Below are 12022 nucleotides of genomic sequence, written 5' to 3' on the forward strand. Positions count from 1 at the left end.
GGATGCCAGCAGCGTTGCTGCGGGGAATCCGACGGCTTGGCACAGACCCTGCAAGCTCCCCCATAACCCACTTCGGTCAACGACGATCGACACCAGGGGCAATAGCGGAGAATCCGGCGCAGTCGCCCGATCCGAATCCGCATAAGAACAGGCAAAGACGCCTGGAACCGCAAGGTTTCAGGCGTTTTTTTTTGCTTTTTTTAGAACCGTGATGAGCGTTGTCGGGTGCTTACTATGAACCATCTCAAAACCTTGATCGTCGTCGGCAATGGCATGGTCGGCCACCACTGTGTGGCGCAATTGATCGAGCGCGGCGCGCTGGATCACTACCGTTTGCATGTGTATAGCGAAGAGCCGATGCGCGCCTATGACCGGGTGCATCTGTCTGAGTATTTCACTGGCCGCGATGCCGAGTCGCTGGCCTTGTCCGACGCCGCGCTGTACCAGACGCCAGGCGTCACCCTGCACCTCGGCATACCGGTGCTGGAGATCGACCGCGCCCGCTGCGAGGTGATCACCGCTGAGGGCTGCGTCGCCTATGACAAGCTGGTGTTGGCCACCGGCTCCTATCCGTTTGTGCCGCCTATCGAAGGCGCCGAAGGCGATTCGCGGCTGGTGTATCGCACCCTTGAAGACCTGGACGCGATTCGTAAGGCTGCCGCCAATGCGAAGCGCGGTGTGGTAGTGGGCGGTGGCCTGTTAGGCCTGGAAGCCGCCAACGCGCTGAAAAGCCTCGGCCTTGAAGCTCATGTGGTGGAATTCGCGCCGCGCTTGATGCCGGTGCAACTCGACGACTTTGGCGGCCTGGCACTCAAGGCGCAGATCGAACGGCTGGGCGTGGGCGTGCATTTGTCGCGCGCCACCCAATCCATAGGCGCGGGTGAGCAGTACCGCTACCGCATGAATTTTGCCAATGACGAGTTCCTTGAAACCGACCTGATCGTGTTCTCCGCCGGTATTCGCGCCCAGGATGCACTGGCCCGCCAGGCCGGCCTGGACATCGGTCCGCGTGGCGGTGTGGTGATCAATGACGAATGCCTGAGTTGCGACCCGAACATCTACGCAATTGGCGAATGCGCGTCCTGGAACGGCAGCCTGTTCGGCCTGGTCGCGCCGGGCTACCAGATGGCCCGTGGCGTTGCCGCGCTGCTGTGCGCGCAAACTGCCGAGCCGTTTGTGGGTGCCGACATGTCGACCAAACTCAAGTTGCTCGGCGTCGACGTAGGCTCCATCGGCGACGCCCATGCCCACACGCCGGGCGCGCGCAGCTACCAGTTCATTGACGAAGCCAGCGCCAGCTATCGGCGCCTGGTGGTGGATGCGTCGGGCAAACATGTGATCGGCGCCGTCTTGGTGGGCGACAACAGCTACTACGACACCCTGCTGCAATACATGCAAAACAGCATCGCGCTGCCGTCCGAGCCGGCCAGCCTGATCCTGCCGTCATCCAGCGGCGCACCGACCCTCGGCCCCGGCGCCTTGCCGGAGTCCGCCACCGTCTGCTCCTGCCACAACGTGACCAAGGGCGCGATCTGCTCGGCCATCGACGGCGGCTGCAGCGACCTCGGCCTGCTCAAAGCCCAGACCAAGGCCTGCACCGGTTGCGGCGGCTGCGCTGGCTTGCTCAAGCAGGTTTTCGAGCATGAACTGATCGCCCGTGGCGTCAGCGTCGACAAGAGCCTGTGCGAACACTTCGCCTACACCCGGCAGGAGTTGTACGCCCTGGTGCGCGTCGAAGGCATCCTCACCTTCGATGAACTGCTGGCCAAACACGGCCGTGGTCACACCGGCTGCGACGTGTGCAAGCCGGCGGTGGGCTCGATCCTGGCATCGTGCTGGAACCAGCCGATCATGGACGCGTCGCTGGTGCCGTTGCAGGACACCAACGATACGTTCATGGCCAACATGCAGAAGAACGGTACCTACTCGGTGGTACCGCGTATTCCAGGCGGCGAGATCACTGCGGATAAACTCATCGTGATCGGCGAAGTGGCGAAGAAATACGACCTCTACACCAAGATCACCGGCGGCCAGCGCATCGACCTGTTCGGTGCACAACTGCACGAACTGCCGGATATCTGGAGCGAACTGATCGCCGCCGGGTTTGAAACCGGGCACGCCTACGGCAAATCCACGCGTACGGTGAAGTCTTGCGTGGGCAGCACCTGGTGCCGTTACGGCGTGCAGGACAGTGTGAAAATGGCGCTGTTGATCGAGGACCGCTACAAGGGCCTGCGTTCGCCGCACAAGCTCAAGTTCGCAGTGTCCGGCTGTACCCGCGAATGCGCTGAAGCCCAGAGCAAAGACGTGGGCGTGATCGCCACCGAGAAGGGCTGGAACCTCTATATCGCCGGCAACGGCGGCATGCGCCCACGCCATGCGGAGCTGTTCGCCACCGACCTGGATGACGCCACCCTGATCCGATACATCGACCGCTTCCTGATGTTCTACATCCGCACCGCCGACAAACTGCAACGCACCTCGGTCTGGCGCGAAAGCCTCGAAGGCGGCCTGGACTTCCTCAAGGACGTGATCCTGCACGACAGCCTGGGCCTCGGCGCAGAGCTGGAAGCGCAGATGCAACTGGTGGTCGACCGCTACGAATGCGAATGGGCCAACGCCCTTGCAGACCCGGAAAAACTCAAGCGCTTTCGCACCTTCGTCAACGACAAACGCCCCGACCCGGACATCCACTTCGTCCAGGAACGCGGCCAGCGTCGGCCGATCATGGCCGCCGAACTCAACCTGATTCCCGTCACCGAGGAGATTGCCTGATGAGCCAGCCAAACACGCAACGCAACCTGGCCACCTGGAAAGGTGTGTGCAGCGAGACCGACCTGGTGAGCAATTCCGGTGTGGTGGTGTGGCTGGACGGCTCGCAAGTGGCGCTGTTCTACCTGCCGGGTGCGCAGGACCAGACGTTGTTCGCCATCGACAACCATGACCCGGAATCCGGCGCGAATGTGATCGGACGCGGCTTGATCGGCAGCATCAAGGGTGACCTGGTGGTGGCGGCGCCGATCTACAAGCAGCATTACCGGCTCGAGGATGGGCAGTGCCTGGAGGCGCCTGATCAGAGGCTGCGGGTTTGGCCGGTGCGGTTGAATGCTGGGGTGGTGGAGCTGGCGCTGGATTGATGTCGCCGTGAGCCCGCTTGTTGTGGCGAGCGGGCTTGTCCCGCGTTGGGCTGCGCAGCGGCCCCTCTCAGAATCACTGCGGTGTTTCAGGTGACCCGAGGGGTCGGGTTCTAGGGCCGCTTCGCACCCCAACGCGGGGCAAGCCCGCTCGCCACAACAAGCGCGCCAGTTGCTGAAGTCGCGTTAAGATGCCGCCTGGACTCAGTCAGATCAAGGACACTGCATGCCGCTTATCACGGAACGCGTCGCGTTGGCCCGCAATGGCGCCAACGACAAAGTCATCTGCCGCATGGCTTCAGGCTGGGCTGTCATGGGCGATGTACAGTTCCTGCCCGGTTACTGCCTGCTACTGCCAGACCCAGTCGTTGCCAGCCTGAACGACTTGGACACCGAGGCCCGCACTGCCTATCTGTTGGACATGGCCCGCCTCGGTGACGCAGTACTGCAGTCCACTGGTGCGCTGCGTATGAACTACGAGATTTTGGGTAATTCCGAACCGGAACTACATTGTCACATCTTCCCACGCTATGCCTCGGAGCCGGACGACAAACGCAAGATGCCGGCTTGGTTTTATGATTGGAAAAACGCGGTGCCGTATGCGGAAAGTGAGCATGGGGCGTTGCGTAAAAAGATTGCGGCTTTGTTAAGCGAGCATCAACCCGTCGCGAGGTGAGTGAGGATGTTGTCGGTCTCCATGACACGGGCATAGTCCATCGCCAGGTTGCTCAGCGACAGCGCATGCACGTCTTCAGCAGACCACAGGCGCCCGGACAAATCGGTTTGATCGAAGGTGTAGCACGCATCCGAAACCACCGTCACCGCAAAACTAAGGTTGCCGCCGGAGCGTGCCGTGGCCTCGACCGAGTTGTTGGTGATCACGCCGACGATCACCAGTTGCCGGATGCCGCGTGCATGCAGCCAGCGTTCCAGCCCTGAGGCGACGAAGGCATCCGGAACGTTCTTTTCGACCACATGTTCATGCGCCAGCGGTTGCAGCGCGGGCTGGAATTCGCAACCCGGTTGACCCGGCCAGAACACCGAATCGGGCGAGCGGGACATGTGCCGGATGTGAACAACAGGGCGGTCGGACTGACGCCAGGCTGTCAGCAGACGCTGTATCTGCACTTCGGCGTCGGGGTTGTTGCGTCGACCTAGCTTTGGCTGGTTCATGCCTTGCTGCATGTCGATGATCAGCAGTGCGGCGTTGATGGCTAACGATTGCATGGCAACTCCTTTTGCGGGCCGGGCTCGAAACATACCACGCGGGTAAACGGTCATGAAGGTCGGGTTTACTTGAAGGCCATTGACTGAATAAGGAATAGATCAATGATCCGCAAAGCGTTACCTGGCGACGCCAACGCCATCGCCCAGGTGCATATCCGCAGTTGGCAGGAAGCCTATCGTGACTTGATGCCTGCCGAGTTCTTGAATGGCTTGGACGCAACGCTGGCCCGGCGAGAATCCTTTTGGATTCGCTCGATTGAGTCGGGGGAGTCCGATGTGTGGGTCGCGGAGCTGGACGGGCACGTTGTCGGCTGGATATCGGTCGGTGCCAGTCGTGACGAAGAAGCTGTGGGAGCAAATACCGGTGAGGTCATGGCCATTTATGTTTTAGCCAGGTATTGGCAAGTCGGCGTTGGGCTGGCGTTGTGGAATGCGGGCCTGCAGTTCCTGAGGGAGGAGGGATTTCAGGGTTTGACGCTTTGGGTCTTGAGCCGAAACGAAAGGGCTATCCGGTTTTATCGACGTGCAGGCTGTGTTGCGCAGGCAGGAAGTGAGCGCAGTCTCGTGAGGGGCGGCGTAACACTGGAAGAAGTGCGGTATCGGCTAGTTCTCTAGCGTGGGTGAAAGGGTGAAACCGGAATGCACCGCCCTGGCTGCATTTCGAGCCGTTGTCGTTCAACGCAACTGACAAGGACAGCATCGCCTCTCGGACACTGATCAAACACCTCCCTGTGGTCGTCTCGAATGCTCTCTGAGTGGGAAGGTTCGTGGATGGCTGTGTCTGTTCGTTTCCAATTCATTACTTACTAAAAGGCGAGTACTTGTTGAATTGAAAGTAAGCGCTTAGTATTCCTGCAGACCGAATATTTCCGGCGGCGGTCGGCCATCAGAAGCGGCCTGCGCGTCGCGGTGCGGGGCCACCCGAGGAGTACTGAAAATGTTACACGCGACTTTAAAAGGCCAGATTGGCCTGGTCATCCTGTCCGTGGCGCTTGTCACGGCTATCCCGAGCTTTGCGCAACCGGCCAATACGGCCCCCGGCAGCGCACCCATCATTACTTACAAGGGCGACGTCTCCGATGCTGCGCTTGTGGCCGAACTGCCAGGCTTCAAGAGCGAGTTTGCCGACGTCAACGGCACACGATTGCATTATGTCGTCGGGGGCAAGGGCGAAGCCGTGGTGCTGATGCCGGGCTGGCCGCAAACCTGGTGGGCTTATCACAAGGTGATGCCGGCGTTGGCCAAGCATTACCGGGTCATCTCCGTCGATATCCGCGGTATGGGGGCTTCGAGCAAGCCCATGGATGGCTATGACAAGAAGAACATGGCCAAGGACATTCGTGAGCTGCTGACCAAGCTGGGCTACAGCCGCGCGCACATCGTCGGTCATGACATCGGCGCCCAGGTGGCGTGGAGCTACGCGGCGAACTATCCGGACGCTACCAGTACATTGACGATGCTGGATGTCACCCATCCGGACCAGGCGATGGCGAGCATGCCGATGTTGCCGGCCCATGGCACCTTTGGGCCCAAGCTTGATGAAAATCACCCCTACCTGTGGTGGTTTGCCTTCCATCAAGTGAAGGGCTTGCCGGAAAAAATGCTGCAGGGCCGGGCGGAAATCGAACACGAGTGGTTCTTCCGCTACCTGTTGAAGGATGAATCGGCCATCGATGCGCGCGACCGCGCAGTGTACGCAGCGGCCTACAACCGTGACGGCGGTGTACGCGCCGGCAACGAGTGGTACCAGGCCTTCACCCAAGACATTGTCGACGAGCAGGGCTACGCAAAATTGCAGATGCCGGTGCTCGGCATCGCCGGTCCTGGATACAACTGGGTCGACTCGACGCTCAAGGTGAAGGCCGACAATGCCAAGACTTACAAGCTGCCGAAAAGCGGCCACTACGTCGCCGAAGAGGACCCGCAAGGCATGCTGGGTTACCTGCTTCCTTTCTTGAAAGAACACAGCAATCGCTAATTCGAACGTACTTCACTGAGGACTTATCATGACCAACCTTCATACCACCAAACACGCAGGCAAAATCGCACTGGTCACCGGCGGCAGTTCCGGTCTCGGGCTGGCGACCGTTCAACGCCTGGTCGCTGAAGGCGCCTTCGTCTACTTCACCGGCCGCCGGAAGGCCGAACTTGAGGCGGCTTCGATGGCGCTGGGCGACCAGGCGGAAGCAATCCAGGGCGACATCACCAGCCAGGCCGATCTCGATCGCATATTCGCCCGCATCAAGGAACGTCATGGCCGGCTCGACATCTTGTTTGCCAACGCCGGCGGCGGCGAGTTCACCCCGCTCGGTGCGATCACCGAGGCGCAATTCGACAAGTACTTCGGCATCAATGTGAAAGGCACGCTCTTCACCGTTCAGAAAGCGATTGAGCTGATGCCACAGGGGGCGGCCATCGTCGTCAACGGTTCCATGGTGTCGGTCAAGGGCATCCCGGCATTCAGCATTTATGCCGCTACCAAGGCCGCGTTGCGCTCATTGGTGCGGACCTGGGCGTCGGATCTCAAGGGACGGAACATCCGTGTCAACGCGATCGCCCCCGGCACCATCGTGACGCCTGGATACAAATCCGAACTGGGGTTGGATGACGAACAGATCGAGGAACTGGTCAAGCAGGCTTCTGCAGCCGCCCCACTGGGTCGGGTGGGCCAGCCCGATGAGGTGGCCAAGGCGGTTTCGTTCCTGGCCAGTGACGATGCCAGCTACATCACGGGTGTCGAACTGTTCATCGACGGTGGCACTACCCAGATCTGAGTTCCGTACGCCCAGGACAGGCTGCACCTGGGCGACTTCGATCCACACATTTGAGTGCATCAACCATGGCTACTGATCTTTTCTCGCGTCGACTTCTGCTCAAGGGGATCGTTGCCGGATCTGCCGGGCTTGTGATGGGCGCAGGCAGGGCAGCATCGCCTGTACCGGGCATCTCGGCAGACATGCTGCTGCCTCCTGCAACGGAGGCAGTTGTGCCTTTTCGGGTGTCGATACCACAGGCCGCATTGGATGATCTGCGGCTGCGCCTTCAACTGACTCGCTTCCCGGAGCAGGAGACGTCCCCCGGATGGGAGCAGGGCGTTCCCCTCGACAAGGCACGCTCACTGATCGAGCACTGGCAGCAACGCTACGACTGGCGGCAGTTCGAGGCGCGACTGAATGCTTTTCCGCAATTTCGCACGCGCATTGACGGGCTGGGCATTCACTTCATCCATGTCCGCTCACGCCATCCGGGTGCGCTACCCATCCTGATGACGCATGGTTGGCCTGGGTCGATTGTCGAGTTCCTGAATGTCATCGACCCCCTTACAAATCCCACTGCCCATGGCGGGGCTGCGTCTGACGCCTTTGATGTGGTCATCCCTTCGCAGCCAGGTTTTGGCTTCTCGGATAAGCCCGACGTCGCCGGGTGGGACATGGCCCGCACCGCAAGAGCCTGGGCTGAGCTGATGCGTCGCCTGGGCTACAGCAAATGGGTGGCGCAAGGTGGCGACTGGGGCTCGGGTATCACGCATACGCTGGGGCACCTGCGACCGGACGGGCTGGTAGCGGCGCACGTGAACTGGCCACTGGTGTTCCCGGACAAGATGCCGGACAACCCGACTCCCGTAGAAAAAACGGCAATCGATGCGGCGAATAACTTCTTCAACGATCAGATCGGCTACTTCAAGCTGCAAGCCACACGGCCACAGACCATTGGTTATTCACTCGCAGACTCCCCGGCCGGGCTGGCGACCTGGATCTACGAAAAATTCCAGGCCTGGAGCGACAACCAAGGCAACCCAGAAGACGCTATCAGCGTTGACGATATGCTCGACAACATCACGCTGTATTGGCTGACAAACACAGGCGCTTCATCTGCCCGCATCTACTGGCAGAACAAGGGCCCTGGTTTCAACGCCGGCCGTATCGAACTGCCAATGGCCGCCACCATTTTTCCCCGTGAAATCTACCGCGCACCGCGCAGTTGGGCCGAGGAACAGTGGCCCAATCTGATCTACTGGAATGAAGTGGACCGGGGCGGGCATTTTGCGGCAATGGAGCAACCAAAACTGTTCTCGCAGGAAATGCGCCGCGCGTTCAGTAGCGTACGCTAAAGGGCGGATTAGCCGGGAGGCTGACTCATGGGTATCTGCTGCAGGTCGATGCAAGGAGGGTAGGTCACATGGTATACAGGAGAAGGTACACACCTTTTTGTAAGTATAGAGAACGCACTGATGAGCTCGATGATCCCACCTTTCACTTGTGGTCTGGACGCCTCCCTCCGGGTACTTGGCGGTAAGTGGAAGCCCCTTATCATCTTCTTCCTTTACGACGGGTCAAAGCGTTACGGCGAACTGAAGCGTTTGGTTCAGGGGGTCAGCGATAAAATGCTGATCCAGGCACTCAAGGAGTTGGAGTCTGATGGCATCGTGTTGCGCACCAGTTACAACGAAGTTCCGCCGCGAGTCGACTATGCCCTGACAACCGTTGGACGGACACTCGCCGATGCGTTGATTCCGCTCTGTGGGTGGGGGACGCAAAACGCTGAGCTGATCTCGTCTGCGATGGCCAAGCGTGCCGAAGCCTGACACGGGATTGAGGGCCGCCGCTTCAGGGATGATTGAGCACATTCACATACGCACGAAACATATCAGCCATCCCCTCGGCATAAACCGCGATCTCTTCAGCCGTTCGCGGACTGTTGGAAAACTCCTTCCCCACTGAACTGAGCGTGGTCAGGATCAAATCACTGGCCAACGTACGCGTGTCAACCGACACCTCAGGCAACAACTCCAGCATGAACCCCTTGAACGCCTGGCGTCCCGCCGCGCGCACCTCCAGGGCCTCCGGTGCATCACGGTAGATCGGCGCCGCATCGTTCAGCGCCCCGCGCATCTGCGCTTCTTCGCATTCTGACTGGATAAAGGCGTGCACCACGCTACGCAAACGTTGCAGCGGCGTCTCGTCGTGATTTTCCAGGATGCCGCGCAGCATCTGGGTGGTCTGCTGCCACTCATCACTCTGCAACCGGAACAGAATCGCCGCTTTGTTGGGGAAGTACTGGTACACCGAACCCACGCTCACGCCAGCCTTTTCCGCCACCCGTGCAGTGGTGAAACGGGTGGCGCCTTCCTTGGCCAAAACCTGAATAGCCGCCTGCAGAATCGCCGCCACCAACTCGGTGGAACGGGCCTGTTGCGGCTGTTTGCGTGTGGAAATACGTGGGGTCTGGCGGCTGGTCATACAGGGTTCCTGAAGCAGGGCTAATGCGAATAGCGAAGGATGCGAATCACTCGCATACTTTTAATGCGACGAATTAGTCGCATCTTAGTCCCAACTCAGTGGAAATCAATTATGTCGAGCCTGACCACCGCGCCTCTGGCGCCCCTGATTGAACGTCTTTACGCCCAGGCCGATGCGGCCACCAGCCCGCTGCTGAACTCGGTCTCTCAGGCAGAACGCGAGCGGTTGATGCACAGCAAAACCGAGTATGTGGCGCTGTATTCGATGCTCAAGGACTTGTGGCTGCCCGTGTCGCAGGACACCGGCACGCTGCTCTACATGCTGGCGCGCAGCAACAAGGCGCGGGCGATTGTCGAGTTTGGCACTTCATTTGGGCTGTCGACCTTGTTCCTGGCTGCCGCGCTGCGTGACAACGGAGGCGGTGTGCTGATAGGCAGCGAATTCGAAGCCTCGAAGATCGCCCTGGCGCGCGAGCATTTCATCGAAGGCGGCGTGAGCGACCTGATCCACATTCGTGAAGGTGACGCGCTGGTGACCCTGGCCAGCGACTTGCCGGAGGCCGTCGATCTGTTGCTGCTGGACGGCGCCAAGACGCTGTATGGCGACGTGCTGAACCTGGTGGAAAACAACCTGCGTCCTGGCGCATTGGTGGTCGCGGACAACACCGATTATTGCCCTGAATACCTGGCCTATGTGCGCGCTCCCGAGAACGGCTACTTGTCGGTGCCGTTTACCGATGACATCGAACTTTCAATGCGCCTGGGCTAAGCGAGGACTCAACTCATGCATGTATTTGTTACGGGAGCCACCGGTTGGGTCGGCTCCGAAGTGGTCAAGGACCTGCTCAATGCCGGCTACCTGGTGACTGGCCTGGCTCGCGCCGACGACAAGGCGCGGGCGCTGGCCGCCACCGGCGCCAAGGTGCTGCGCGGCACCCTGGATGACTTGGATACCTTGCGCCGTGCCGCCTGGACGGCGGATGCCGTGATACACACCGCGTTCAATCACGACTTCTCGCGCTTTATCGAAAACTGCGAGCAGGACCGCCGGGTGATTGAGGCGTTCGAGTCGGTGTTGAGAGGTTCCGACACGCCGTTGATCGTCACTTCAGGCTTGTCCGGCCTGCCACGCGATGCTACCGAGGCGGATCTGCCTGGCGTTACATCACCGCGAAAGTCCGAAGCCACCGCGAGGGCGCTGGCTGCACGCGGTGTGCGTGCGGCCACGGTGCGCCTGGCGCCGTCGGTACATGGTGTGGGCGACCACGGTTTCTTGTCGATCCTGATCCGCCTGGCCCGCGAAACCGGCGTGTCAGCGTATATCGGGGAGGGGCAGAACTGCTGGTCGGGGGTGTACCGCACCGATGCGGCGCGAGTGTATCGCCGGGTGCTGGACGATGGTCTGAGCCAAGCGGTGTATCACGCGGTCGCGGACCAGGCGGTGCCGTTCAAGGCGATTGCCGAGGTGATCGGGCGGCGGCTGGGCGTACCGGTGGAATCCCGGCCACGCGAACATTTTGGCTGGTTCGCCAACATGGCCGGCGCCGATATGGCTGTGTCCAGTGAGCAGACCCGTGAGTGGCTGAAGTGGACACCGGTGGGTCCGGGCTTGCTGGCGGATCTTGATCAAGCCGATTACTACGGGTGTTGAGTGGAGCGAATACCTGACAGGCACTACTGGTGCTCAGCGCTTGCTGAACGCCAGCCGCGCAGCGAACAACACAAAGATCAGGCCGGTGGTGCGGTCCATCCACTGGATGACCTTTTCGCGGCGCAGGAGGCCGGAAAGCGGCTGCGTAGCACCGATCAGCACCAGTGCCCAGATCACGCCAAGCAGCACATGGATACCGACCAGACCGAACGTCCAGAGGATCAACGGCTGACCCTGGGGGATGAACTGCGGAAGGAACGACACATAGAAAATCCCCACCTTGGGGTTGAGCACGTTGCCCAGCATGCCCTTGATAAACCAGTTCCCGGCAGGTTTGCCCTCCACCTCGTCGCTCGCCAATGAGCGACGTGGACGCAGCAACATGTTCAAGCCCAGCCAGGCCAGATACGCGGCGCCGCAGTACTTGAGCAGGTTGAAGGCGACTTCCGACACTGCAATCAACGCACCCAGGCCAAAGGCAACCGCCGCGCCCCACAGCAGGCAACCGGCGTTGATCCCCAGCGTGGCTTGCAACGCCTGCCGCTTGCCTTCCACCGTGGCAGTCCTGAGCACCAGCGCCGTATCGAGGCCGGGCGTGAGCGTCAGCAGGGTGGCGGCGAAGGTGAAGGCGAGGAGGTTATCGGTGATCGACATGGGTGGGACTCATGAAGGAGTGGACGCGAGCCCAAGCATATGGCCAATAGGTTGTTGAGAGCGATTTTCCTGAGGTGAGCGGGCTTGCCTGCTCACCCTAGGGAAACTCTGAAAAAG

Annotated in this window: 13 protein-coding genes; 10 read left to right on the plus strand and 3 right to left on the minus strand. The window is 60.5% G+C overall.

Annotated features, from left to right (window positions below):
• The first annotated feature begins 234 nt into the window (after positions 1 to 234).
• The 3 genes from nirB (at position 235) to HX793_RS29750 (ending at position 3810) form a co-directional block, all read left to right on the plus strand.
• Entirely contained in the window at positions 235 to 2775 is a 2541-nt protein-coding gene (nirB, locus tag HX793_RS29740; RefSeq protein WP_177049922.1) for a nitrite reductase large subunit NirB, read from the plus strand.
• The gene (nirD, locus tag HX793_RS29745; RefSeq protein WP_177049920.1) at positions 2775 to 3137 is read left to right on the plus strand and encodes a nitrite reductase small subunit NirD; all 363 of its coding nucleotides are present in this window, start codon (positions 2775 to 2777) and stop codon (positions 3135 to 3137) included. Before nirB ends, nirD begins: the two co-directional genes overlap by 1 nt.
• Positions 3138 to 3360: 223 nt before the next feature.
• On the plus strand, positions 3361 to 3810 hold the full coding sequence (locus tag HX793_RS29750; RefSeq protein ID WP_177096139.1) for an HIT family protein: 450 nt from the start codon (positions 3361 to 3363) through the stop codon (positions 3808 to 3810).
• On the opposite strand, the gene HX793_RS29755 is transcribed toward HX793_RS29750, so the two are convergent.
• On the minus strand, positions 3792 to 4361 hold the full coding sequence (locus tag HX793_RS29755) for a cysteine hydrolase family protein (RefSeq protein WP_177060402.1): 570 nt from the start codon (positions 4359 to 4361) through the stop codon (positions 3792 to 3794). The two genes, HX793_RS29750 and HX793_RS29755, sit on opposite strands and share 19 nt — an antisense overlap.
• 102 nt (positions 4362 to 4463) lie before the next feature.
• On the opposite strand from HX793_RS29755, the gene HX793_RS29760 reads away from it, so the two are divergent.
• From HX793_RS29760 to HX793_RS29780, 5 genes are all read left to right on the plus strand, one after another.
• Entirely contained in the window at positions 4464 to 4976 is a 513-nt protein-coding gene (locus HX793_RS29760) for a GNAT family N-acetyltransferase (RefSeq protein ID WP_016979957.1), read from the plus strand.
• A 322-nt stretch (positions 4977 to 5298) separates the two neighbouring features.
• Positions 5299 to 6339, plus strand: a complete 1041-nt coding sequence (locus HX793_RS29765; RefSeq protein WP_177049913.1) for an alpha/beta hydrolase — start codon at positions 5299 to 5301, stop codon at positions 6337 to 6339.
• 28 nt (positions 6340 to 6367) lie between these two features.
• Entirely contained in the window at positions 6368 to 7135 is a 768-nt protein-coding gene (locus tag HX793_RS29770; RefSeq protein ID WP_016979955.1) for an SDR family NAD(P)-dependent oxidoreductase, read from the plus strand.
• Between the two features lie 65 nt (positions 7136 to 7200).
• The gene (locus tag HX793_RS29775) at positions 7201 to 8472 is read left to right on the plus strand and encodes an epoxide hydrolase family protein (protein ID WP_051019983.1); all 1272 of its coding nucleotides are present in this window, start codon (positions 7201 to 7203) and stop codon (positions 8470 to 8472) included.
• A gap of 120 nt (positions 8473 to 8592) precedes the next feature.
• Positions 8593 to 8946 (plus strand): winged helix-turn-helix transcriptional regulator, encoded by a 354-nt coding sequence (locus HX793_RS29780; protein ID WP_177049911.1) that lies wholly within the window; start codon positions 8593 to 8595, stop codon positions 8944 to 8946.
• 22 nt (positions 8947 to 8968) lie between these two features.
• Here HX793_RS29780 and HX793_RS29785 read toward each other — a convergent pair whose 3' ends face one another.
• On the minus strand, positions 8969 to 9601 hold the full coding sequence (locus tag HX793_RS29785; protein WP_177049908.1) for a TetR/AcrR family transcriptional regulator: 633 nt from the start codon (positions 9599 to 9601) through the stop codon (positions 8969 to 8971).
• Positions 9602 to 9712: 111 nt separating this feature from the next.
• On the opposite strand from HX793_RS29785, the gene HX793_RS29790 reads away from it, so the two are divergent.
• Both HX793_RS29790 and HX793_RS29795 read left to right on the plus strand, forming a co-directional pair.
• Positions 9713 to 10369 carry an O-methyltransferase gene (locus HX793_RS29790; protein WP_177096137.1) on the plus strand — a complete coding sequence of 219 codons (657 nt, stop codon included), beginning with the start codon at positions 9713 to 9715 and terminating at the stop codon, positions 10367 to 10369.
• 15 nt (positions 10370 to 10384) lie between these two features.
• Positions 10385 to 11251, plus strand: a complete 867-nt coding sequence (locus tag HX793_RS29795) for an SDR family oxidoreductase (protein WP_177096134.1) — start codon at positions 10385 to 10387, stop codon at positions 11249 to 11251.
• Positions 11252 to 11284: 33 nt separating this feature from the next.
• Here HX793_RS29795 and HX793_RS29800 read toward each other — a convergent pair whose 3' ends face one another.
• A complete protein-coding gene (locus HX793_RS29800; RefSeq protein WP_177060394.1) occupies positions 11285 to 11905 on the minus strand; it encodes a LysE family translocator in 621 nt (206 codons plus the stop codon).
• Between the last annotated feature and the right edge of the window lie 117 nt (positions 11906 to 12022).

This window comes from Pseudomonas reactans (assembly GCF_013387025.1).
GTDB classification, from domain to species: domain Bacteria; phylum Pseudomonadota; class Gammaproteobacteria; order Pseudomonadales; family Pseudomonadaceae; genus Aquipseudomonas; species Aquipseudomonas reactans.